General features: G+C 42.0%; 19 protein-coding genes and 1 pseudogene. 4 read left to right on the top strand and 16 right to left on the bottom strand.

The genetic code is table 11. The features are described 5' to 3' along the window. Nucleotides 1–25: 25 nt before the first annotated feature. The 14 genes from NSS66_RS17190 to NSS66_RS17125 all read right to left on the bottom strand — a co-directional run bounded on the left by NSS66_RS17190 (nt 26) and on the right by NSS66_RS17125 (nt 15,961). Nucleotides 26–1,135: a TolC family protein gene (locus NSS66_RS17190; protein WP_340959436.1), complete on the bottom strand. Its 1,110-nt coding sequence runs from the start codon at nt 1,133–1,135 to the stop codon at nt 26–28. Between the two features lie 181 nt (nt 1,136–1,316). Continuing rightward, a complete protein-coding gene (locus tag NSS66_RS17185; RefSeq protein WP_264454219.1) occupies nt 1,317–1,490 on the bottom strand; it encodes a hypothetical protein in 174 nt (57 codons plus the stop codon). Nucleotides 1,491–1,920: 430 nt separating this feature from the next. After that, nucleotides 1,921–4,734 carry a M14 family metallopeptidase gene (locus NSS66_RS17180; protein ID WP_340959434.1) on the bottom strand — a complete coding sequence of 938 codons (2,814 nt, stop codon included), beginning with the start codon at nt 4,732–4,734 and terminating at the stop codon, nt 1,921–1,923. 129 nt (nt 4,735–4,863) lie between these two features. Next, the gene (locus tag NSS66_RS17175) at nt 4,864–5,856 is read right to left on the bottom strand and encodes an LCP family protein (RefSeq protein ID WP_028541103.1); all 993 of its coding nucleotides are present in this window, start codon (nt 5,854–5,856) and stop codon (nt 4,864–4,866) included. Nucleotides 5,857–5,903: 47 nt separating this feature from the next. Then, entirely contained in the window at nt 5,904–6,602 is a 699-nt protein-coding gene (locus NSS66_RS17170; protein ID WP_028541104.1) for an SGNH/GDSL hydrolase family protein, read from the bottom strand. Nucleotides 6,603–6,629: 27 nt separating this feature from the next. Continuing rightward, nucleotides 6,630–8,432 carry an acyltransferase family protein gene (locus NSS66_RS17165; protein WP_340959433.1) on the bottom strand — a complete coding sequence of 601 codons (1,803 nt, stop codon included), beginning with the start codon at nt 8,430–8,432 and terminating at the stop codon, nt 6,630–6,632. A 188-nt stretch (nt 8,433–8,620) separates the two neighbouring features. Then, entirely contained in the window at nt 8,621–9,766 is a 1,146-nt protein-coding gene (locus NSS66_RS17160; protein WP_340959432.1) for a hypothetical protein, read from the bottom strand. Nucleotides 9,767–9,769: 3 nt separating this feature from the next. Next, on the bottom strand, nt 9,770–11,230 hold the full coding sequence (locus NSS66_RS17155; protein ID WP_279835041.1) for a sensor histidine kinase: 1,461 nt from the start codon (nt 11,228–11,230) through the stop codon (nt 9,770–9,772). Nucleotides 11,231–11,232: 2 nt separating this feature from the next. Further along, entirely contained in the window at nt 11,233–11,931 is a 699-nt protein-coding gene (locus NSS66_RS17150; RefSeq protein ID WP_023986855.1) for a response regulator transcription factor, read from the bottom strand. 893 nt (nt 11,932–12,824) lie between these two features. After that, nucleotides 12,825–13,562, bottom strand: a complete 738-nt coding sequence (locus tag NSS66_RS17145) for an ATP-grasp domain-containing protein (protein ID WP_279835093.1) — start codon at nt 13,560–13,562, stop codon at nt 12,825–12,827. A 143-nt stretch (nt 13,563–13,705) separates the two neighbouring features. Beyond that, a complete protein-coding gene (locus tag NSS66_RS17140) occupies nt 13,706–14,389 on the bottom strand; it encodes a metal-dependent hydrolase (protein WP_053324557.1) in 684 nt (227 codons plus the stop codon). 18 nt (nt 14,390–14,407) lie between these two features. Further along, entirely contained in the window at nt 14,408–14,731 is a 324-nt protein-coding gene (locus NSS66_RS17135) for a hypothetical protein (protein WP_340959431.1), read from the bottom strand. A 161-nt stretch (nt 14,732–14,892) separates the two neighbouring features. Beyond that, nucleotides 14,893–15,528 carry an FMN-dependent NADH-azoreductase gene (locus NSS66_RS17130; RefSeq protein ID WP_023986849.1) on the bottom strand — a complete coding sequence of 212 codons (636 nt, stop codon included), beginning with the start codon at nt 15,526–15,528 and terminating at the stop codon, nt 14,893–14,895. Between the two features lie 49 nt (nt 15,529–15,577). Continuing rightward, a complete protein-coding gene (locus NSS66_RS17125; protein ID WP_023986848.1) occupies nt 15,578–15,961 on the bottom strand; it encodes a tautomerase family protein in 384 nt (127 codons plus the stop codon). Nucleotides 15,962–16,093: 132 nt separating this feature from the next. On the opposite strand from NSS66_RS17125, the gene NSS66_RS17120 reads away from it, so the two are divergent. Further along, on the top strand, nt 16,094–18,622 hold the full coding sequence (locus tag NSS66_RS17120; RefSeq protein WP_340959430.1) for a helix-turn-helix domain-containing protein: 2,529 nt from the start codon (nt 16,094–16,096) through the stop codon (nt 18,620–18,622). 1,307 nt (nt 18,623–19,929) lie between these two features. Here the strand turns inward: NSS66_RS17120 and NSS66_RS17115 are convergent. Then, the gene (locus NSS66_RS17115; protein WP_023986846.1) at nt 19,930–20,823 is read right to left on the bottom strand and encodes a LysR family transcriptional regulator; all 894 of its coding nucleotides are present in this window, start codon (nt 20,821–20,823) and stop codon (nt 19,930–19,932) included. Nucleotides 20,824–21,077: 254 nt separating this feature from the next. On the opposite strand from NSS66_RS17115, the gene NSS66_RS17110 reads away from it, so the two are divergent. Genes NSS66_RS17110 through NSS66_RS17100 form a run of 3 tightly spaced genes read left to right on the top strand, consistent with a single transcriptional unit; the run spans nt 21,078 to nt 23,747 of the window. Further along, nucleotides 21,078–21,881 carry an MBL fold metallo-hydrolase gene (locus NSS66_RS17110; protein WP_209940909.1) on the top strand — a complete coding sequence of 268 codons (804 nt, stop codon included), beginning with the start codon at nt 21,078–21,080 and terminating at the stop codon, nt 21,879–21,881. Nucleotides 21,882–21,936: 55 nt separating this feature from the next. Then, on the top strand, nt 21,937–22,416 hold the full coding sequence (locus NSS66_RS17105) for a GNAT family N-acetyltransferase (protein ID WP_023986844.1): 480 nt from the start codon (nt 21,937–21,939) through the stop codon (nt 22,414–22,416). 53 nt (nt 22,417–22,469) lie between these two features. Then, the gene (locus NSS66_RS17100) at nt 22,470–23,747 is read left to right on the top strand and encodes an MFS transporter (RefSeq protein ID WP_071559365.1); all 1,278 of its coding nucleotides are present in this window, start codon (nt 22,470–22,472) and stop codon (nt 23,745–23,747) included. Nucleotides 23,748–24,007: 260 nt separating this feature from the next. Here NSS66_RS17100 and NSS66_RS17095 read toward each other — a convergent pair. After that, nucleotides 24,008–24,472, bottom strand: a pseudogene (locus tag NSS66_RS17095) (recombinase family protein); the annotation flags it as partial. Between the last annotated feature and the right edge of the window lie 171 nt (nt 24,473–24,643).

Below are 24,643 nucleotides of genomic sequence, written 5' to 3'. Positions count from 1 at the left end.
CCTTAAAATGTATTTTTTCTAAAACCTATACGCTCCACGGCTTGTTTAAAGCATGTTGCAGCATTGTCATTTGAACAATTAGTTCATCCTTATTCCGTTCAATTTGCTTCACTTTTAACTGATTCGTGGCGACCTCTGTACCTGTAGCAAATCCTCGTTCCTTTTTTTTACGAGATATATCTAATACTTTATTAGTGTTCTGCAGATTACTTTGCATTTGTTCGTATTGTTCATAACTCTGCTGTAAGTTAAAGTACATACTCTTCAGTGTTTCTGCTAATTGGTCCTTGGTATTTTCCAATCCGCCTTCTGCTGAATCTACTTCAATCTGTTTAATTTCATAATCATCATTTCCTGAGTTCCACGTGTAATATTTAACTTCCATCTTTGCCAGCTTGACAGCCTCCTCCTGCCTCCATACCGAAGGACTCGCCGAGATGGCACGCGTCACAAGCGTATCTAAATTCGTGTTATCCATCTTCCGGTAAACAGGTCGATCAACCAGTTCATACACCGTACCTTGAGGTTGCCCCATTTGCGTATTTAGTGAATCCATCGCTTTTCGAAGCGCAGCTTTTGCAATCTCTACATTCTTTTGTGCTTCTAGTCGATTCTGAATAATGGTGCTTTGATCACCTGGAGAAATTTTCCCACGGTTGGCTTTCGCCTCAGCAGCTTTTTCCTCCAATAACGCAAGCGTAAGTGCATCCTCACTGCTCTTCACTTTGTTATCAGCCAGAAGTACATCATAATAGTTTTTCATTGTAATGTAGTCTGTCTGATCTTGGGCTAGCTCGATTTGCTTCTTGGATTCGAGATAAGAAACCGTCGATGAGGCATACCCCTTCCAAGCTGAGCTACTAGCCGCATCTTCCTCACCGTTGCCTGTACCTGCCGGAATAAAATCCAAATTCTTACCTGCATTTTTTAGGTTAATCCGGTTACGATCTATCGTTTGCTGGGCTTCCTTCAAGCTAAAGCTATTTGATCGTGCCCATTGCTGGGCTTGACTCAGTGTTAATTTCACACTTGTATTGGAAGACTGCTGCTGCGCCTCTTCTGCTTGAACAAAGGACGCTGATAAAGAACTGGCCGATAAGGCCAATAGCAATAAAATCAACATGTGTTTTTTCATAGAACCGCCTTCTTTCCAATTTTTATATCTTTATATAAATACGTTGTTATACGAATCTTATATTTTCCTCAATATTAAAAGTATAAGATGGAATGATACTAAATATTTTTAACGTTATAAGAGGCCAAATTGCGTATTCATCCGGCTGTGCAGGAGCAGCTCCGTGCACACTTACCAGCCATTATTCAAGGTGCAGACTCCAATTCGGAAGTACATAAGCAGCCAGTGTTGTACGAATAACAAGCATAACGATACCGCTGCCTGTGAGTAAGAGAGCAGTTCGCATCCTGGTGAGAGCAAAGCGACCAATGGCCATACCAGTAACAAATGCAGGAGCCCAGGCGAGAGCAGACATCGAACCTCCCGCGATATCACTAAGAAGATAGGCGCTCGAGAAAATGCTTGATCCAAGAACCATTAGCGGCGGGGCCGTCACGAGCAAAACTGCTGCTGTTGTAACCATTGTGCGGGTCGAACGCTTTTGGAATAAACAGTATCCTTAATTCTTGTCTCCTCCACATACTCTCTGACGAATCTGCTCATCAGCTTTATACTGCTTAGCAACTTGCATTCCTCCCTGAAAATACTGAATTCACATTTTTATCAACCTGGTTATGCAGAGGATTGATGTCACGCTATAGTCCAATATATCCTGCAGATGTCGCTAAAGTTTGATCAAGTTGTAAACAAAATGTCACAGTAGGCGAAACCGTTTTATCGCAAAAACAACCTTATTCGCAGTTGATCACTGGAATAAGGTTGTTTGCAATATCATTAAAAGTCACTCAGTATTTTCCGGCGACGGCATTAAAAATTGAATTGGCCAGTAGTCGGAATTGCTGCTGTGAATGAGCGCCATTGGTTAGATCATTGGAGAAAACAGTAAGATTCTTTTTGTTTTCCTTATAGGTGAAGGCCATGATCTTTCCTCTTGCGGCATCGTGACCTGGCCACCAGCCCGCTTTGAAGAAGTTTTCTTTATTACTTATGGTCGCAAGAACTTTTGCTGCTTTAGGTAGTTTTGTAATGTAAGAACCTGTAACGGTATAGAAGTATTCTTCGTTAGCGTAAGGGGCTGTAATTACATTATCCTGTTTGACATTCGCTAGGAACACCCCTTCGTATCTTTCCCATGTCGGTCCAGCAAATGCAAATTGAGGAATTGAGTTTTTCACGTTATCCATTCCCATATTTCCATAAGCAATGTAAGGCTTTCCTTTCTCGACAAGTTTATCGGAATCGAATGTATTCACCAGCACATCGGCATGTTGCTGATCATCGGTCACTTTAAAACCGAGATTTTTGAGCACATAAGCTGGTTCACCGAGAGCGGCTACCGTAGAAGGTTTAAGAACTTTGCCAACAGGTCTATTATTGCCGAATGCCGTTACATCAAGATAATACTTCGAGGCCAGCGGGTGCAGATCATCATAAGCCACTGCAAAGTCGCCCGCTTCATATCCTGTTCCGCTTTTGGATAGCATTGTAACCACTTTGCCGGATTTAAGCAATTCATTAACCGTTTTGATGACATCGTTATTGGTGTTTCGGATTAAAACATAGGCAGAATGATTCGGCATTTGTGTTGCCGGAATCGATACGGAAGTCACCGGAGAAGTTTTGCCCGCAAACACTCCGGCTTCTCTAATCGCATCACATTCAAATCCTCGTAGGACTGGAAAGTCCTGTACAATCTCGCCAGCTACGGAAGCATAATCTGAGACATCAATACCATCATATAAAACCATGTTTGCAATGCCGTGTGTGGCCTGATGCATATTTATGATAAATGAACCTGCAGGGTAGGTCTTGCCAGCAGCACTTACAGCTTTTGTCGAGCGTTCAACCTTTACTCCATTGCGGATAAAATATTCAATCATCCGGTAGGCTTCCAGCGGATTTTTTTGAAGACTTTTATCAGTCGGCAAAACGTAATATTCAGGGAAAAATTTCTTATTACCGTGACGCGGGCGGCCAATGACTTGATTTTTTGCATTGACTAGATACCGATCTACGGCATGATCATCCATATTATTAATTCCACGTTCATATATTTTCAGCTGGTTCAAAAATAACTTTTCTTTCTTTTCCATAACATAATCGGTTGCTGCAGCGACACTATAGTACAATGCTTTGGTCGACTCCTCATTCGATTCAGGTGTTTCCAGCGTATGTCCCATTGCACCATGGTGCATGGCGAAGACAGCTGTATAGGCTGGAGATGCATCGTCCCATCCCGAAGCAGTTCCTTTGGAAACATATTTAGGATTTTCGGCCGTTTTACGATGTTCTTCATAAGGAATATGGTAGTAATCATACTTCGTGTTTGCAATACCTGCTTCACCCATCACTTTTGCCTGTTCTACCATGTTATCAATAAGCAAATCGTATTCAATATTCGGATTGTGAGGCGGTGTGGTAGGCTCAATCAGAAAATTCTTATCAAACCCATGCAGATCTAGGAAAGAAATCGGCGACCATCTGGCGATTTGCTCTGTTATACTGCGTGTTTCAGGCTGAGTTTGATATGAATTATCCCGATTCAAGTCAAAATCGACAGCATTTGAACGTTCGGTATGAACCCTTCCATCCGGATTCTCCGTATACAGGAACAGGAAAAATACATGATCAAGCGCATCATCCAAATTCAGAGTTACCGTACTCGATTTTCCATTGGACGAGGTAGTTTTGTACGTAACATTTTTATCGAGGGCCATTGTCTTAAAATAATTGATAATCGCATCAAAGCCCGGCGCTTCATTTGGATGAATATTGTTGATCCAGATGGGCACTTGATAATCTCCGAATGCACCGGATTTAATATCGTTCTCCAGCTTTGCAGGATGATTCAGCATGTCAGGATGAGTTACATTCTGATATTTGTCAATCGTTGCTTTATCTTTGGCAAGCACAGTCATATAAATATCGCGGCCTTCAACGGATTTGCCGATCGATATCGTCTTAATGTATCTGTTGTTTTTTTGAGCTGCCTGTGCCGTAATCGCATCAATCTCCGGCTTCAGTTCATCATAGGTACGGAAGCTGTCGTATGGGACCAACTTAATGGGGGCATGGGCAACGGTTTTGCCGTTGACTGCTGCAGCCAGTTCATAGGTTCCCATCAATGATGCGTACAGTGGACGCTGCAGACTCGGTTCGGCAAGATTCTCCGTACCGTAAGCAAGACCGAAATTGATATTTGCAGTGACTTCTCCGTTTTCTGCTTTTATCTGAGTAACTGTGATAAAGGGGGCGCCATTATAATCGCCATTCTTGTACGATTTCCATTCCGATAATGGCTTTCCACCATATGTCCAGCGTATTTTCTTTATATTGGTCCCCTTCGGAAGTTTAAATCTAGCTTTAATTGTTCTTTTCTTCGTCATGGATGCTACATTGTTATCCAATTTCAGTGTCCGGGTATTTTCACCTTGCGTTGAAATTGTTTTTGTTGGTTGACTCTGTTTATCGTTCAATAACGTGCTTTTTGCACGCTGTGCAGCATCAGCCATAGCCATGTGCGGAGCAGTGATCTCCAGAAGCATGGCGGCGGATATGGTTAACGCCAAGCAGAACTTTACTATCGGTTTTGTACCCATTCTTTTTCCCCCTATTTATAACCGAAAGACCATGTTGTACTCTTCTTTATTCACAAAGAGCATTTAACAGACTATTGTCCGGCAAATGATGATTTTATATATTGTCCAATCCTATTCAAAATCTGTTTTCTACTTTTGTTCGGAAGGATTGTCTGTAATCGAGTTAGAAGCGTCGGAGTTTATGATACTTTGCACAAATTGCTTCAAATCCGTTCGACTTTTTACGTCCAGAACAGCCGCTCTGCCAACATAGGTTTCTTTTAACAGCTTCATTGGCGGTATTTGTTCATTTCCCTGTAATGTACTTTGATACCCTACCGAAGCCAAATTCCACATATCAGAGACTGACAAATTGGTATCGATATACGGACTGATTTCCTCTAGAATGGAAGGAAACTTCATAATGGAAGTCGTTGTTTTTACCTTCTCGGCTAATGCCGTAATCAATTGCCGCTGTCTTTTTGTTCTGGAATAATCGGACATGGCATCATGACGAAAACGGACATATTGAAGCGCCGTTTTGCCGTCGAAATGCTGCTGTCCCTGCTTTAAATTAATATCATACTCATGCTGATCGGCTTTGCTCTCATAGTACATATCCTTTTCGACATAAAAATCGAGTCCGCCTACAGCATCCACGAGTTTAATAAACCCCTGGAAATCCGTATATACATAAAAATGAACAGGCACCCCCAGCAATTCGCTGACTGCTTTCATCGCCGTATCTGGCCCATGCGTAACAGCGGTATTAATTCGATTTTTGCCGTACCCGGGAATATCCGTATAAGTGTCTCGAAGAATCGAAAATACATGAATATGCTTATTGGCAGGATTCAATGAAACGACCAACATGCTGTCGGATCTGGGTACCTCGCCCTTGTCACTTCCACGGGCATCCACACCCATCAGCAGAATGTTGACAGGCTCGGTTCCCTCCCACTCCGGAGCTTCCAGAGCTTCGGCATTATCGGTGCTTACTTTAATGAACGAGGAGTTTGCCGGTGTTTTGTTAAGTCCTTCTAATCCTTTGTAAATGGACAAGAAATAGTAAAAGACAAAGATTACAGCAGCGACCACAAGTAACAATGTTACAGTCAATATCCTCTTTTTCCTCTGTGTCATGTCATTCTTCCTTTCTGGATGATGAACGCCCCTGCCCCTTTCTGTATTTAAGATTTTTGCAAGGCTGCTACGAGAAGTGAAGTGTAGTATCGGCTACCATCTGGTTTTAAATGGACGCCATCTCTATAAAAATATTCATCTTTGCCTACACTAGCCGAATACCAGTCCACCACGCTGACGTTACTGTATTCACCAGCGACCTGTGCAATCGTGTCATTCGCCGTGTCTTGCCAGCCTTTCGGCACCCGGGTGGTAACCAAGATTACCTGTCTGGCTCCAGAAAGGGATTGCAGTACGTCGCGCAGTTGGTCTTTGCTAAACGGACCGTTGGTGCCGAGTTCGATAATGACCTGGTCTCCCAGTTTGCCTTGGGCGGACAATTCATTAATGACTTTTATAGCTTGAGACATCTGCCGGCCAACCTTGCCGTCAACCGTCATATTCGGAAGCTGCTCTTTTAAATAAGGCTCAATTCCGACCGTAACCGAATCTCCAATCATCGTGACGCCCTCGCCGTTTAAGGAAGCGGATGGTTGAGCTTGTTCTCCGCTGGTGCTGGAAGCCGCACGCTTTTGTGCAGCGGGCTGCATCGCATCAAGATTGTATAGAGAAGAATCCTTGCTGCGTGATTCGTTATCATCCGAATTTTGCTTTGCGTGCATATGGAGGCCGATGGCTCCTAAAGCGATAAGGATAACCATAAAACCCCCTAATGTTTTTACCATCCATCCATTTTTTTTGTTCATACCTAGTTCATCCTTCCCTTTAACATGCTAGTAGGTTTTATCTTGTTTGATAGCATCAATCAAAAACGAGGCATAATACTGAGCGCCTTCTGGTTTAAGATGAACACCATCGTCATAAAACAGATCGTTGCGGTTTTCGCTGGCCGAATACCAGTCGATAAGCCGGACATTTTGAAATTCACCAGCAATTTCACGTAGATTGTCATTTACGGTATTCTGCCACCCTCTCGGTACTCTGGTCGTTATCAGATAAATGTGCCGGGAATCCTGCAGTGAAGCCAGCAAGGACTTCAGTTGACTCTGGTTAAAAACGCCGTTGGTGCCGAGTTCAATAATAATTTTATGGCCAAGTTTGCCCTGTGCCCGCAGGCCATCAAGCACATCCTCGGCCTGTGACATTTGCCGTCCCACCTTGCCATCTATGATGATACCGGGAAGCTGTTTTTCCAGAAACGGGGCGGCATCCAGAATGACAGAATCTCCAATCGCCGTGACCCCCTCTCCTTCTGCGGAATGGCCTGTATTTTCAGCGGAATGATTTTCAGCGGAACAGCCGGATTGCAGCGTTTCTGTCTGGACGGATTCCCGGCTTACAGTTGCTGGCGCATCGGGTACAGGATCTGGTGAATCCGTCTTCCATGATGTCAGGACCAGAATGATGGCGATAACAATTACGACAAGACCTAGTTGGCTGCCAGCGCCTGATCTGCGGAGTGATTTTAGGCTGGTCCCAAAGGTCCCGCGGCGGATGGGCTCTTCGATGTATCTGTAGGAAAGACCCGCCATTATGAAACTGACCATTACCTGCAGAGCAATGCGCATATAGCTGGCATCTTCGGTACTTACCGCGGGACTTGATAAAATAATGACCGGATAATGCCATATATACAGACTGTAAGATCGCTTACCGATCCAGCTTAGAGGCCGGCAGCCGAGCAATCGTTCCAGTCGATTGGCCGGATGAACAAGTACAGCAATAACAACTGCAGTAATGAGTGATAAATAAAGAAAACCGCCGCGATACAGCGAATCATCAAACTGGTTGGTCTGACCGATCAGGATAAACAGCATTACAATGCCCAGTACGCCAGTCATATCCAGCGTGGTCCGGGACGAAGAAGATACATTGTCGCTCAGTCTCCAGCTGGGCCAGATTACCGCCAGAGCCGCTCCGATTAAAATGGCAAACGCCCGCGTGTCCGTCCCGTAATACACCCTGCTTGGATCTGTTCCGGGTTCGTATATAACGGCCATTGCTATGGCGGATACGGCGGCGCAACCCAGAATGTATAACATCAGTCTGCCTCGTCGCGGTGCAAGGCACAGACCGATCAGTAGAACAAGCGGCCAGATTACGTAAAACTGTTCCTCAATGGAAAGCGACCAGAGGTGCCCGATTGGAGAAGGCGGGCCAAAGCTCTCAAAATAGGAAACATGATGAAAAATGAGATACCAGTTGTTTACGTAAAAAAGCGAGGATACAAAATTTCCTCTTAATTCCTGCAGTCTGGAGAAATCGGTAATTAAAAACCAAAATGCCACTACAGTCATCATAAAGATCATTGCTGGCAGTAGTCTGCGCAGTCGTCTTATCCAGAATTGCACAATAGAAAAACCGCTGCGCGTCCTCCATTCAAAAAGGATCTGATCCGTAATCAGATATCCTGACAGGACGAAGAAAATCTCCACTCCCAGCAGCCCACCCTCTGCCCATCTGAAATGAAGATGATAAGCAATAACAGCAAGCACGGAGATGGCCCTTAGCCCATCCAGACCGGTCATATAACGTTTTATGGGTTGATTCAGGTGCAGATTCCGGTTTCCATTCACTATGGTCCATTCCTTGTCCTTATAGGCTAATAGTCTTGCTTCATTTACTTACTATAGAAAAAAGATGTCGCTAAAGTTTGATCAACATGTAAACAAATTGTCACAACGGTTGCAAAAAGAAAAACCTTATTCCGGCTGAACAACCGAAATAAGGTTTTTGACATATACAAATATGGCGATCCTAATCACTATTTCAATTCAATGATCAATGACTCCTTGCTAGGAGAATCCGTTGGCGCAGTCTGCGAGGAATCCAATTGCTTTTGTCCTTGAAGCAGTACACTTTTATTGTTCGGATTCCAGTACATATGCGTCGGCAAAATTCCGCGATACACCGGTTCGTTGTACAGTATATTTCTTCCTTGTACCTTGCCTACGTAAGTGACATTTTGATCATACACGGTGTATGCGATATTTTTCCTGTCAGGCGAGAATTCAAAATCAAGCACTTTTTCCAGAATGACGGAGAGCTCGCCGTTTCGCTGATCATATTCGTACAATGAACTATCCGTTCCGAGAAACACAAACTGGTCGTTATTCATCCAGGCTACTGAATCTCCACCAAACTGACGCTCGTATTGAAACTCAATATTCTTCCCGGAAACCTTCCCCATGGTTAGCACCTTTTTCTGACCTTGTTTTGCACGAAATAACTGCAGCAGTACGCTGCGACCATCATTTGCAATGTTAACACTCAAAAGCGTGTCTCCCTTTAGGATACCTTTTAACTGATATTTGCTGGAAGTTTGAGCCCCCATATCGTAGATGTACAGGCTATCAGCTCCATTATCAACCGGGTTTTCTACCAGGTAGCCGATATACGAACTGTTGGCAGACCAGGAAACATATTGTACATAAGAATCGTTTCTGGTACTGATCCTGTCTATTTCCTTTTCTTTGCCATCCTGCAAGGAAATAAGCTTTAAGGTTGTCTCCGAGGAAGATCGAGAGAATTCACAAATATATTTACCATCGGGAGAAAGTATAGTATTGGAAGTTACATTGCCGATTCCGGGTATGGCCTTGCTCTGCTCATACGGATAAGTTAAACGTTCCAGCGTGCCTCGCTTCAGTATGGTCATGGCTCCGAACGAAGCGATGACAGCATCTGCAGACGACCAGCCCAGCAGCTGACCCGTATTCACAAAACGATCCGGAAGCCGATATATTCTTTGGACCTGAAACGGCCGAGAGCTTTGATCGGCACTGGAAACTTCATTGCTGTCGGTGATGACGACGGTCTCTGTTTTTGGTTCTGAACCGCATCCTGACAGCAGTAATACCACAAGAGATACGACCAGCAGCATTACAAAATATTTATATTTATTGCCCATTATTTATTCTCCGTTCCCCGCGGTTTCCAGAGCTTTAAATTCCACCGTTACGATTGTTTCATTATGCTCGTTTGTAATCATGATGGAACCTGCAAATTCTTCAACGATGGATTTCACAATACTGAGCCCCAAGCCTACACTGCCTTCTTCCGCGCTGTCGGAATAAGCCGGGTAAAATGGTTGTAACAAGCGTGACAGATGTTCTGCCTCAATCGGATCGCTTGGATTGCTGAAGATCAAGCGGATCTTTTCTTCTGACCGCACCGCTTTTACCGATACTGCCGAAAACGGCAAACTGTATTTTATCGCATTATCTATCAAATTGATGAACAGCTGTCTAATTCTGTCCCCATCGGCCAACATGATCAATTCCTCACTAATCTCATATTCAATGGTCTTTTTATAGCGCTGTGCCCGGATCACCATCGATTCACACACATCCCGTAGGATCAGCCCGATATCCACCCGATCAAGCTCATTGATCATGATATTTTTGCGTGAAACTTCCAGCAGTTTTAGCACCATCGCATGTAGGCGCCTGCTCTCCTCGATAATATGATTCATTCCTTTATCAAAAAAAACACGATCTTTCTCACCGTTCAGCCTGATCAGCTCTGCATATCCTAAAATGGAGGTTAATGGCGTTTTCAGTTCGTGAGTAATATTGTCAAAAAAGCGCTTTTCCTGCTGGTGAAGTTGCTTCAAATGGTCCCGGTCCTTCTCAATAATATGAATCTGTCTACTAATTTGATCAATCATATCATTAAAATTTTCGGCCAATCGGCCAATTTCATCCCTGCGTTTAAAATGAAGGCGGATATCCAGATTCCCGTTTTTCACCTCGGTGGATGCTTGCGTCAGTCTGGTCAGCGGGATGGTAATATGCCTGGAAAGAATATAGGAAAACAGAAAGGCTGCCGCAAAAATCGCCAAGGCAATATAGAGAGTAATCTGCCGAATCTGTCCGGTTTGTTCGTAGAGTGAGCTGAAATCTTTGTAAAAACGCAGTATGCCCACCTTTGAACCGTCTATAACAACCGGATAGGAGAAAAGGACAGTCGTCTTATTACGATTATAAGTAATGCTGTACGCTGTATTGCCATCAATCGCCTGCTGTAGATCGCTTTGCATTTGCTGCTGAAATAAGGAGCTGTCCGGGGCATAAAGCAATTTGCCTTTCACCGTATATACGCCAACACTGCTGTCCGTGGTATGGTTCAGATCAGTTGCTATCTCCCTGGCAATCTCTCCAAAATACAGCTCATTGCTGCTGAAATGGTTAATCAGGAAAGCCTGGCGCACATACACATTGCTATTGTTTTTCAGTCCGACCAATTCGGAGGTAACCAAATTCTGATTGCTTGTCCGGATAAATTCCTTGACTGTCTGATTAAGCACGACAAAAGAAAACGAAAAAATCAGAAAAAAACCGATCAGAAATTTGATGCTGATTTTACGTATCATGCTTATCCACCCATTTTTTTAAATTTGTACCCGATTCCGAAGACGGTAGTAATGTATCCAGTGGCATCCAGCTTTTTGCGGAGTCTTTGGATATGCGTATCAACCGTACGGGTATCTCCGGCAAAATGATAACCCCATACCAGATCAAGCAGTTCGGAACGTGTAAAGTTTCTGCCCGGATGTTTAACCAGCATCATAAGCAGGTCAAATTCCTTGGGGGTCAATTCAACGGGACGGCCCTCTTTTTGGACAAGCCGTTCTTCTTCGATCACTTCAATATTTTCAAACCTAATGACGGCTTTCGCGGCTTCTTCCCTGTCCGGGCTGCTCGCCTGCTCCACTCTGCGCAAAATGGTTCGAATGCGTGCAACAACTTCGCGCAGATCAAAAGGCTTGGTAATATAATCATCGGCACCGAATTCAAGGCCGAGAATCTTATCGGTAATATCCGATTTGGCCGTAATCATGCAAATCGGTATGTTATAGTCCATAGTCACCTTTTTGCAAATATCTAGACCGCTCTGGTCAGGCAGCATCCAATCCAGCAGCAGCAAATCGGGCTGAAACGACTGCAACTCATGCATTCCCGCTGCTCCGCTGGCCGCTGTGCGTGTCTGGAACCCCTCCATAGAAAGCCCGTACGAAAGCAAGTCGGCAATCGGGGCATCATCTTCAATAATAAGAATCTTTGCTTTATTCATAGCAATCCTCATCTCTATTTTTAATACGGCAGGTTTATGACATTGTCCATTATATTAATCATTCAGGGGAAAACAATCAAATGTATATTGTAAATGTTTTTACGTAAAAAACCACGCGCAAATGACTGCGCATGGTTTTGATTACAGCATAGAGAGCTATGAAATATTCGGAAACAAAAGGAGGCTGCTTTAGCGATCCAATAAATTCAAGGAAAATACCATCACATGTTTCCAGCAAGTATGACATCTTACAAACTAGTAATTATTAAACAAACTATTTCTCCCGTTTAGACTCGGTGCATACTACAATTAATCTTAATTATAATTGCAGATAATTTTTATTCAGTAATTCCTCTTCTAATAGTTACTCACATGTGTGGTGTCATAATTAATGATAAAACAACAGCAGAATACATGCATTATTTGAGGATCATTTTCATAATTAATGAGAACTCATTGACTCGAAGTTATTAGATCTGCCCTAATTTTCATATTTCATGAGAATATCCACAACTCTAAAAATGAGTATTTATACAATCAATAATTTGTATAACTTCTTCTTTGTCAATTATGATGATTTTTCTCGTTTAATCTGAAAATTTTTTCATTAAATATGACACCTCTCTTCGGACGATAAAGTTGTGTACTAGCGAGTCAACTAAAATTTGTGCGATAAACAATAAAATTGAGTACCAAAATCCAATATCTTTGATAAGGAATTCTCCATCTTTTTTATATATTTTTATTAATTGGTTCAGAACAAAGGACCTTTGGACCATATTTTCACAAAAAAAACCAAGCTGACGATTATAAGATGGACTTTTTCTTGTATAAAAAAAGAGTCTGCCCTTGGGCAGACCCGATACAAATGAACAGTCTCGTGCAAGTTGTGCTCAGATAGATTGAACCTGCTGGATGGAGGCTGTTTCAATTCGGATTAATGAAAGCGCATGCTCTACCGATGCCGCTGCTTCTTTGGGGGTACTCCCCCCTCCCAAAAAATATCCTATATAGTTTTTGTTGCTAGTCGCCGGGACGAGCTCCGAGTGTTCTCCTACATCTAAACTGATTCGATGGATTCCATCCATATGCTCCGCCTCGTTTACTCCATTGACGCTCATAATGACGACCTTTCCTTCCACTTGTGGCAGCAACAATTTTATGCAGCAGAACGGATATTTCACCTTCTCTTTCACATAAGGAATGTCGAGCAAATGACACACGGTAGCACGCTGCATGTTGACGCCTGTGGTTAGCCGAACCATATCCCAAATTTGATTGCCACCGTATCGTGTGTGAGACTCGATAATGTACGGTATGCCTCGCCGTAGCTTGATTTCTGTATGTGAGGGGCCTTCAAGATGTCCAATGGAAGTGAGTAAACTGCATACCGTTTCTTGAATAGCCTCTCGATCTTCCATTTTCAAAGGTGCGGGTAACAGGTGACCAGCCTCTATGAAATAAGGCATTACCACCTCTTTGGTTGTGATTGCAAGCACTTCGTGCCTTCCATTAGTCGTCAGCACCTCAACGCTGTATTCTTCCCCGTCGTCTATATACTCCTCAATCACCAGCGTACCATCCAATATATATTCATCCTGCTGTGTGCTATGACGCAACGCGTCTTCAATCTGTTCGAAAGAGCGGATAATTGAAATCCCCCCCCTACCTTACTGGGCTATTCAAAAATATCTCTTGATAATCGTATAAGATGGACTTCTTTGTTTTCTTGTTTTCGGCCGATTATTTCGTGATAAAGTCAAAATGATCAGCGTTAAAGTTCAATTCCCTCACCAGCTTCAAGAACTACCCCTACCCCGGTCGGCAGTAACGAAACAAAGAAATGGGGGTCTTGCTTAATGAACGGAAACGTGTCGAAATGGATCGGTACAACCTGTTTGGCCTGAAGCCATTCTGTAGCCACTGCGGCGTCTTCTGGACCCATAGTGTGATTGTCCCCGATGGGTAGAAAAGCCAGGTCAATTGCATTGCGTTCTCCAATCACCTTCATATCGTAAAACAGGCCTGTGTCCCCGGCATGAAACAGCGTTTTGCCTTCGGCGGAAAACAGTATTCCCGTGGGCATCCCCGTATAGATAATTGTTTTTGTTTCTTTGTATACATGACTTGAACTATGAAAAGCTTGTGTCAATTTTACTTTCCCAAAGTCAAATGTATACGCTCCGCCGATGCTCATTGCATGTGTACGTACGCCTTCCCATCCGAGCAGGTCCGCCAGTTCTGCCGAAGCAATAACCAGCGCGTTGTTACGTTTGGCAATCTCTACGGTATCTCCCACATGATCGCCGTGCCCATGGGTTAACAGAATCACATCCGTCTTTACCGTGGATGCATCCAGGTCCGTATTGGCGTTCCCTGTAATAAACGGATCGATCAGAATGATTTTCCCGAGGGTCTCAATTTTTACAACAGAATGTCCATGATAGGTCACCTTCATTATGCTTCCTCCTTGAATTCATTGATTGTTGCCGGGTTTTCTGCGGGTGAAGATCATATAACACGCAACTGCAAACATGTTAGATAACACAATAATTAGGCCCATGGGTATGGCCGATTTACCCCCACCGAGGCCGGTCAAAGGTGCCGCTTGTACATAGTTTTGCATCGCAAGGGAGGAACCGGTTGTGGTTACGATACCGACGCTGGAAACGGTGAAAAATAGAGGTATGCAAACGGCATACAATCCCCCACCACTGATCAGCACAATGAATAAGATTAAACCGCTCACAGCTGCCAGCGTAATTCCGCTTATAAACAGAGTTTGCCCGCTAATGCTCACTGACAGTCGCCCTGTAATCTGACCTGGAATGATTAGTCCCAGTCCGTTCAGGGCAAACAGTATGCTGAATAGCTGCGGAGACGTACCGAACAGATTTTGAATGACAAACGTGAGCCGGAGATGTATGCAAACATGTTTTACGATACATGCTTCATCATTGCTTAGAAGTTTTGCGCTGCTGTACGTGCTTGTCCAATGGCTTCGGCTTTGATCTGAGGCGCACGCTCTCCTGCTGAAGATATACCCTCGATGTATAGATGATCCACGTCAGTAATTCCCACAAAATTCAGTACGGTTTTCAGGTGACGGCTGCCGTTCTCCCGATCAGCGACAGGACCTGCGGAGTACACGCCGCCACTAGCTTGGATGTGGAACGCTTTTTTGTTTTTGAGCAGGCCGACCGGGCCGTTTTCGGTGTATTTGAATGTTTTAGCTCTGACACAGAAGGAATCAATGTATGCTTTCATCACCGGAGGATATGAGAAATTCCACATCGGTGTCACGAACACATATTTGTCTGCGGTCACGAACTCCTCCAGAAGTTCATTTAACTGAGTTACTTTTTGCTGCTGTTCCACTGTCAGTTGATTGAACGTACCGCCCGTTTGCAGCTTGCCCCACGCTTCCAATACGTCAGCATCAATGTACGGAATGTTGCGTCGATACAGATCCACATGAATAACCTCATCCTGTGGGTGGCTTTCGCGATAAGCTTGTACAAATTGTTCGCCGGCAGCAAGGCTGTAGGATGCTTCCGGGTTACCAGGGTGAGCAGTAATATATAATAATGTTGACATGGTTATGACTTCCTTTCTTATATAAACGAAATTTATAATGGGTAATGAGTTAGGCGAGGAATGGACCAAGACCATTGCCATACGACCAGTTTTCTTTCGTAACCTCAATAAGATTGATGAATACATCCTCTTTACGAATACCAATCTTCTGATGCAACTGCTCGGCAAGTGCCGCGTAAAAATCTTTTTTCACTTCATCAGAACGACCGATGTTCAAAGTGATTTGAATGATAAGAAATCCATCACTTCTTTCAATGTCGAGACACGTTGGATCAAAACTCAAATTTTCGCGATCCAGTTCTTCAATAATCAAAAACCGATCGTTTGCAGGTACATGCAGTTTATCCACGACAGTTTGCAAGACAACTTCCCCGATCTGCGTTTTCTCTTTACTCGGACGACCCTTCAGTGTAACAATGCGAGTTAAAGGCATCAGTGTTACCTCCTTGTTTTGTTTATGTTGATATGGATTATTTTATCTGCTACAATCCAGAGCACGAATGTACATAAGTTCGTGTTTGTTCGTGTGTTCAAGTTGCTCAAACTATGAAATTCAGGTGATTGAATGGATGACAGTAAATACGCAAAAGATTGGCCCCATGAATGGATCAAAAAAATTCGTACGAGACCTTCCAGACGAGAGACGTCAAAAAAGATGCGGCAAGTGGATCTGGCGAAGCGGGTTGGTGTTGATCCAAGGACGGTACAGCAATGGGAAAGTGGAGATCGTCTACCCAGCATCGGAAACCTCAAGCAGATTATTCAGGTTTTTTGGGAAGAAGGGTTGTTTCTGAAGGGAGATCCTCGCCAGGAAGCTGAACAGCTTTGGATGGCTGTAAAGCGTTTATCGGAAGCGCGTTCAGCCACGAGACGCGAGTTTGAGGATTTTGATAAGGCCTGGTTTGATACGCTGATGACAACCAAAGCTATACAGCCGGAGACAGGCAAAGAAAAGCGAGGTACCGCGGTCACGGCACCAGCCCGATTACGGAAGATGCCATCCACCTTTGTTGGACGACATCAATCCAGAGATGCCTTGGCGGAGCAGTTAACTCACCACGCGCTAGTTTCCATCATTGGATCTGGTGGAATCGGCAAAACGTCCCTTGCTGTCGAACTGGCTTCGACGCTTACGGAACGTTTTCCGCAAGGCATCTGGATGTTTGAATTTGGTGCAATCAGTGAAGCGCATGACGTGGGTCCGTTTCTTTTATCCACGCTGGGGCTGTCAAACCAAGGGAGCCAGCCCGATGTACAAGTTGTACTGGAAACGGCAATCAACCGTAATATGCTATTTATTTTCGATAATTGTGAGCATCTCATTGATGTCATCGCCACGGTGGCCGAGTCTCTTCTGGCAGAGGCACCAGAGTTATCCATTTTGGCGACCAGTCGAGAGCCACTTAACATTGCAGAAGAGTATGTTTACCGAATCCCTCCGCTTTCTTTTCCCGTGGATGAAGTCACACTGGATGAACTTTCCGAAACGGAATTGATAAACTATGAATCCGTACAACTGTTCCTGGAACGAGCCAGCATTCAGGCTCCCCATTTTGCGGTCTCCCTTCCCCATCTGAAACGGATTGCTTCGATATGCAAGAAAATTGGGGGCATCCCGTTAGCGATTGAGCTTGCTGTGGCACGAATGAATATGCTGACCCTGGAACAGATTGAAGAACGTCTGACGAATCAGCTGACCCTGCTGACCGTAGGCAAACGAACAGCCACGCCCCGGCACCAAACGTTACGTTCAACAATTGACTGGAGCTATAATCTACTTACGGGCAGGGAACGTCTTTTATTAAGACGGCTTAGTGTATTCGAAGGAGGTTTCACACTGGAGGCGGTGGAAGGAATCTGCATCTGTGAACCAGACATACCCGATCGGGAAGACCGCATAACTGTGGTAGACGTGGTTGATCTCTTGTCGAGCCTAGTTAACAAGTCTCTAGTCTCCACACAAATCAGCTCGCACTATGGCTCCATTCGCTATTTTCTGCTGGAGGCCATCAAGGAATATGCGAGTGACAAGTTCCGTGAAGAATCCGATGATCGCAAGCGAGATGCTCTCTATGAGCGTCATGTGAGGTATTACATGAAGTACCTTCTACAGGCTGAATCCCAATTTCGGAGCATTGAACGTGAGTCCTGCATCGAGGCGGTAAGACGGGAATATGCCAATCTGCGTTCTGCACTTCAATGGTCTTATTCAAGTGTTCAGGTCCGTCCTAGTGGTCTTCATATGGCGGCGCATCTGTATTGGTTCTGGCTTCACGAAGGCAGGTTGAAAGATGGGTTGTTTTGGTTGGAGAGATTTCTGTACACGGAAGAAGAAAGCCATGCCTTTCGTACGGATTCAGCCAAAGCGTGGCATGGATTGAGTATTATTCAATTTATACAGGGCCATACAAAAACAGCTATGGAAGCAGCGACACGAAGTGTGGAAATTGCCCGTGAACAACAAGAGATTTCCCTGTTAGCCTCATCCCTGCGTTTGCTCGCTTTTCTCCACATTAAGCAGAATTGTATCGAGGAAGCGGAAACGGTTGTACAGCAGAGTGCAGACTTGGCGAGAAGCGCTCATGACTCATGGAATCTTGCCTCTTCTCTGCATGCATACGGCAAAATACAGCTGGAACAGCACCGATACAATGATGCTTCCGTATTGCTGAGAGAAAGTGTACATCTCTTTGAAACGGTACAGGATCAGTGGGAAGTGTCCGGTCCCTATGAATGTCTTGGGTATACCGCTTTGAAACTCGGGAAGCTGGATCAATCAATCGAATATTTCAAGAAATGCATTGCCGCAAGCCAAATATATCGAGGGTCCTGGGTTCTCTCCCGAGGAATTGAGGGGTTAGGGATTACCTTATGCGCTCAGGGAGCGCTGACCGATGCAGCGATCCTTCTTGGAGCAGCCGAGAAAGGTCGTCAAGCCTATGATGAGGGTAGCATACCCAATTTTCCTGACGAACATCGTAAGAGTGTAAGCGCCATTCAGCAGGGTTTGCAGGAACAGGAATGGTATAGATGGTGGAACAAAGGGAAAGAGATGACCCAAGCTCAAGCGCTTGCCTACGCTTTGGAGATATAGAGGGTTGCCAATCGAATGAATAGATAAACTAGACGAACCATACGCTGTCCCCCTTGAACTACAAAGTGATGAAATTCATTTGCTTGTGGCCAAAGGGATTTTTTGATAACAACAAAAGTCGCCATAACACAACATTAAGCAAAACGAGCATACCTATGTTGTGTTGAAAAAGATTCTGTTTCCGCAAGTCAGGTAACCAGAACTGATCCAGGTCGGAATCACTGAAGGTGCACCCTCGCTAACAGTTTTTTCAGAAGTACAGACGGGTCATTACCTCGCACTAAAATTGTTAATAATCCTGATTCACTGGAAAATAAAGCATTAAAGATATAAACTTCGAATAATCTTTTTTCTTGAGCCCTCTCATATGATGAAAGTAATTCAATTTGCGCCTTGGAAACCACGTTGAACCAGAATAACGAGTGCACAGCAGAACTATGGTTACGATACCAACAAAAACCGGACTTTTCACTGGTTTACTTTACGGGCTGTGACAGCTTCGCTGGTACTACCCCGACCTACAATATACGCCTCCTCAGCCAGAGAGCAAGAAGCAGCTTGTCGCCAAGCTGGAGGAAGCAAGGCGCCACATGCATGAGATTGGGGCGTCGCTGCAGAACATAGACCCAGGGCGGCTGGACGCTCTCTTACAAACTGCAGTGTTATTTGGCTAACGGGACACGATGTTGAATGTTGACCACAACAGCGGCCAGTCTAGGATTTTATTTTCGCTTCCTTATCTGCCGCTGTTGCATTTGTCGGATCAGTCGAAAAACATATTTCTCAAAAGCTGACGACCTTTGAAATGGACAATCGCGTAAAATCAGCAACTCCAGTCTACAACTTTATTTTCTTCGAACATCAATTATGATAATTTTCTCGTTTAATCTAAAAATTTTCTTATTTAATATGACACCACTTTCTTCGAACAATAAAGTTGTGTACTAGCGAGTCAACTACAATTATTTCCCCCTGTGCGGATACAATAAAGTTGTGTGCCCGTCTTTACCTTTTCTAATATTTCTTTACGGGGTAACGTCAGGAAAATGCGGAATTACAACGTTCAGGAAATCCTCATATTAAAAGCCTGATTTTTCAATAAATGCTGGGAAATAAGACTTTTTTCGTTACTCCATTACAGCGCCCGTTTCAAGAAAAACCGTTTATGGTTTAGCTATAGGTATTAAGATTTCAAAATGAGGGTCGCTTGAGTCTGAATCATTTGCCTATTTTTCATGCTTTAAGCTGCTATTATGGAGGAGAAAATGTAACTAAGGCCTCCGGTTGCCTTAACAAATAATTTCCTCTCATGACCAGTCTCTTGTGTGTTTCAATGTAATATCGATAAACTTTGATAGAGCGGGGGAAATCCACTTGTTTTTATGATAAACAACTTGGGCTGAGATCTGTTTAAGATCACCTTTGCAAGGAATAACCTTTAACCTTCCATCCTTGATTTCATTATTTACAGTTATTAATGGTAAACAAGCAATACCCAGCCCACTCATTACGCAACGTTTTATCGCCTCAATACTCCAAAGTTCCATCGTGTTGGAAAGTAAGATTCCTCTTTCTCGAAGATATTCTTCAAACATGGTTCGATAACTGCATTCTTTCTCATTCGTGATCAAACACTCGTTTAACTTTTGGTTTTCATAGCTTTGATCTAAAACATTCAGCGGGTTGTCATGACTTCCAACAAGGACAATAGGCTCGTCCAATAAAGAATGTACGATTAAATCTGAATCCTGAAACGTTGGCATCATAAGAAATGCAATATCTGCACTACCATTAAGTATTGCTCTCTTGTTATCTCCGCAAGTAGCGTTACTTAGAATGATGCTTACATGGGGAAACTTATTTCTATATTCTCTTAATATAGGTTCAAGTCGATAAACCGTTAAAGATTCAGGAGCAGCAATCCTTAACTCGCCTCTTATTTCATCACCATCATTTACAATGCTTTCGATTTTCCCGTAAGTATCCAAAATTTCTTGAGTATAGTGCAATAATTTCTTGCCTATATCAGTCAATCTTACCTTTCGACCCATCCGATCAAATAGAGGTGCACCCAAATGTTCTTCAAGTGCTTGAATATGAGAAGTGACCGTGGATTGAGTGTAACCTAAATGTTCTGCTGCTTGTGTAAAGCTACCAAATTGAATAACTTTTTTAAATGTAATAAAATGACGTATTTCCATCAGTTCACCAACTTTCAATTTAATCTCAATTCTATAGTATCAAAAAAATCAATGGATAACTTCTCGAATTTCAATTTTACTAACAATTAGTTCCGGGTTAATCTTAAGGAAATTTGAAAACAGAAGGATATTATGTGAAAACCATTCTGGACGTACCTTTTAATTAAGGTATTTACAACGCTAAATAGTCAGGGAGGAGAAATGACATTACGAAAGTTAAAATCAAAAAAAATCCCCTAAACTGGGATGTGTTAGTGTCAAAGCGTCAAGGTCTCAGTAGAGATTTACCAGAAGGACAAGATTTGCTGAAGTGGGTGGCAAATACGGTCACGCTTATCTATGGTGAACAAGACGCAGTCCTCATTGATACATTTCTTACTATTAAAGAAAATCAAGCATTGGTAGATTGGGTTGTCAAAAGTGGTAAAAACTTAACCACAATCTATATCACTCATGGTCATGGTGATCATTTCTTTGGTATAAAGATGCTTTTAGATCGTTTCCCTGATGCAAGAGCGATAGCAACTCCAGGTGCTGTCAAAGCCATGCAAGAACAAATATCTCCTGAATCTTTCTGGCATAAACTCTTTCCTGGTGAGATACCTGAGGATCTAGTCGTCGCTCAGGAACTTGAAGGAAGTGAGTTCGAGCTAGAAGGACAAAAACTTATCGTGGTGAATACTGGGTTTACTGATACTGGAGATACAACGTCTCTACACGTCCCATCAATTGATTTAATCGTTTCAGGGGATGCAACTTATAACGACATTCATCTTTACTTGGCTGAAACCACTAACGAAACTCGAATTGAGTGGATAGCTGTGCTCGACAAACTTGAGGTACTAAAACCACGTGCAGTGGTTGCTGGACATAAGAAACCCGAAAATGAAGATAATCCCAAAATTATCGCCGAGACACAAAATTACATCCGAGATTTTAACCGATTGAATGAAATAACGGAAACAGCACAGGAGCTCTACCATAAGATGTTAGAACTCTATCCAAATAGAGCTAATCCAGGTGCACTTTGGGGAGCAGCAAAAGCAGCGAAATCTTAATAAAAGGTATATATAATAGCATTCTTTTAATAAACACGGTTGGAGGAGTTAATAAATGATTACGGTTTACGATGATAGTTATAAAGAAGAAGTCATTAAATTAATATTGCATGTACAGAATGTCGAATATGAAGTGGGTATTAGTCTTAAAGAACAACCGGACATTCTGGACATTCATTCAAATTATATAAATGATGGCGGTAATTTTTGGATAGCGTTAAATGATATCGGAGAGGTCGTAGGTTCAATTGGTTTGCAAAAGAAAAATAAGGAGGTTGCTGTATTAAAGAAATTTTTTGTTTATAAAGACTACCGTGGTAAAGAATTTGGGACAGGAAAAAAGCTTTATGAAGCACTGCTTGATTTTGCTAAGAAACAAGGTTTTTCTAAGATAATTTTAGATACCCCATCTAAAGCCACTAGGTCACACGGTTTCTATAAAAAGGCTGGATTTAAAGAGATTGATAAAGAAGATTTGCCAATTAAATATGATTATCCTGACCGCAATTCAATTATATTTCTATTAGAACTATAACAAAAGGAAAGAAGGTCTTATTTTTATGGAATAGTTAAACGGAGGGTTTGTCTTTGAAGAATAAGATTATATTGTTTTGTTTACTAAGTACTGTATTACTCGGAGTAATGAATAGTTTCTTTTTTAATTTAGCTCTCGTACCAATTGCTAAAGACTTAAATATTTCTATATCTTTTAGCAGTTGGTTTATCTTAGGGTATTCAATTATGGTTACAGTAGGTTCAATAATATACAGTAAGCTTGCTGAAAGCATTCAATTAAAAAAACTATATCTATTTGCTTTAGTTATCTTTGTTCTTTTCTCTATCTTGGGCTTTTTTATGGATCATTTTTATTTACTTGTATTATCTAGAATGGCACAAGGAGTCGGAGGGGCAGCCTTTATTTCACTGACAATGGTTGCAATTATAGATGTACTTGATCGAGCATTATTACCGATAGGTCTTGCTTTTATAAGCTTTGCTATGGCTTTAGGATCAGGTTTAGGACCTTTACTGAGTGGTATTATTCTATCCATAACGGATTGGCACATGTTATTTTTATTTATGAGTTGTGCAATAATTTTTATACCAATTTTATATTTTACTTTTCCAGAAAATAAGGTAGAAAATAAGACTCCATTTGATTGGTTAGGGACGTTTTATTTATTATTATGTATTCTCTTTTTATTATGTGCCTTGAACATTAATTTTCTTTTTATTGTTTTTTGTAGTTTATTTTCCCTAGTATTCATTCGCCATATCAATACCGTTTCTTACCCAATTATTGATAAAAAAATATTTAATAATATAATTTTTGTTAGAATAACTAGTCTTAGTTTTTTGTTATTTTTTTTGCTAGGAGCAAATGTTTTTCTTCTCTCTTATATTTTTTCTTATACTTTTAATCCCATACAGTCTGGAATCCTATTTTTTATAAGTGCTTTAATAGGAGGGTTTGCAAGTATAGGGATTGGGAAGAATATGACTAATAAAAATGTGAAAAAATTCTATAGAATAGGATTATATATTTTTTTCATAGGTTATTTAATTAGTATTTTTAACTCAAAAATAGGCATAGTATACATTTTAACAAGTGTTTGTTGCTTCATTGCCTTTTCTGTTGTACAAGTTGCTTTAAATAATTTATTAGATTTGGAACTGAAAGAATCCAAGAAAATAAGTATTGGTGTTTATAATTTATGCAATTTTATCGGTATGAGTATTGGTGTAGCATTATTTAGTAAATTAGTTATTATATTTAATATAAATATTTGTTTTATTTTTTTATTAGCGACTGTGATTACAAAAGGATTCATGTCAAACAATATTAATACAGCAAAAGGAAACTAGTACTGAGTGAAACTGAAGGGATTTTTCATACAGATCGGTCATTGGCTGGTTAGTTAATCAGCTTTCCAACATACCCATTTATATTATTCCTTTGGATAGTAAAATAATATTTAACAATGGTAAGGAGATAACTGGATATGAAATATATTCGTTCAATACCTGTAGTTAGTTCCTAAGAGGGGTACGGAAACGATTCGGGGATTGAGAGGCCACATATAAAATAATCCCCAGTTATTATACCCCTTTTTCCTCTATTTCCTTTAAAACGCTGCCTGACTAACCCCTGTAATAGTACAAATTTCCTTTACAGTTTTTTCTGTTGTTTTTCGTAATTCAATTGCATGGTTCATTCCTGGGTGTTTATCTGTATTTTTTTTTACCCTTCCTCGATATTTTCCCTTTTGCTTAGCCAATTTTATCCCCGAACGTTGCTTTTCTTTAATCATTTCTCGATCTAGCTCACTGAATACTGCCATAACAGTTAAAAAGAATTTACCAGTAGGTGTTCTTGTATCAATTCCTAAGTTTAAGATAATAAAATGTATGTTTCTTTCACGAAGTTGTTCAACCAGCTGCAACAACTGTCAGTATTTCGATCAAGACCTTCCATTCTAGTCACAACTAAGGTATCATCGGCAGCTATCTTGGAAAGAAGTTCACCCAATTGATGCTTCTGTTTAGAAACACCACTAATTTTCTCCTTTTACAATTTCGTTCACTCCAAATTATTAATCATCACCATTTAAAGTAGAAATGCCTTGATCCATCGGTACTTCTGATGAGTCAAGGCCCCCACTCTGTCCAAAACATATATTAAATAAAATTTCATTTATTAATTACATTTCTCAGCTATAATGGTTACTCACAAAACCACTCTAAGAAGCTAAAAACTAGTC

It is taken from the genome of Paenibacillus sp. FSL R10-2748 (assembly GCF_038005565.1).
GTDB lineage: Bacteria > Bacillota > Bacilli > Paenibacillales > Paenibacillaceae > Paenibacillus > Paenibacillus polymyxa_B.
Note: the sequence above shows the minus strand (reverse complement) of the source record. Positions and strands in the feature narration are given on the sequence as shown.

Coding starts and splice junctions, on each gene's coding strand:
- NSS66_RS17190 (WP_340959436.1), bottom strand. CDS start 1,135: ATGAAAAAACACATGTTGATTTTATTGCTATTGGCCTTATCGGCCAGT.
- NSS66_RS17185 (WP_264454219.1), bottom strand. CDS start 1,490: ATGTCTGCTCTCGCCTGGGCTCCTGCATTTGTTACTGGTATGGCCATT.
- NSS66_RS17180 (WP_340959434.1), bottom strand. CDS start 4,734: ATGGGTACAAAACCGATAGTAAAGTTCTGCTTGGCGTTAACCATATCC.
- NSS66_RS17175 (WP_028541103.1), bottom strand. CDS start 5,856: ATGACACAGAGGAAAAAGAGGATATTGACTGTAACATTGTTACTTGTG.
- NSS66_RS17170 (WP_028541104.1), bottom strand. CDS start 6,602: ATGAACAAAAAAAATGGATGGATGGTAAAAACATTAGGGGGTTTTATG.
- NSS66_RS17160 (WP_340959432.1), bottom strand. CDS start 9,766: ATGGGCAATAAATATAAATATTTTGTAATGCTGCTGGTCGTATCTCTT.
- NSS66_RS17155 (WP_279835041.1), bottom strand. CDS start 11,230: ATGATACGTAAAATCAGCATCAAATTTCTGATCGGTTTTTTTCTGATT.
- NSS66_RS17150 (WP_023986855.1), bottom strand. CDS start 11,931: ATGAATAAAGCAAAGATTCTTATTATTGAAGATGATGCCCCGATTGCC.
- NSS66_RS17140 (WP_053324557.1), bottom strand. CDS start 14,389: ATGAAGGTGACCTATCATGGACATTCTGTTGTAAAAATTGAGACCCTC.
- NSS66_RS17130 (WP_023986849.1), bottom strand. CDS start 15,528: ATGTCAACATTATTATATATTACTGCTCACCCTGGTAACCCGGAAGCA.
- NSS66_RS17125 (WP_023986848.1), bottom strand. CDS start 15,961: ATGCCTTTAACTCGCATTGTTACACTGAAGGGTCGTCCGAGTAAAGAG.
- NSS66_RS17120 (WP_340959430.1), top strand. CDS start 16,094: ATGGATGACAGTAAATACGCAAAAGATTGGCCCCATGAATGGATCAAA.
- NSS66_RS17115 (WP_023986846.1), bottom strand. CDS start 20,823: ATGGAAATACGTCATTTTATTACATTTAAAAAAGTTATTCAATTTGGT.
- NSS66_RS17105 (WP_023986844.1), top strand. CDS start 21,937: ATGATTACGGTTTACGATGATAGTTATAAAGAAGAAGTCATTAAATTA.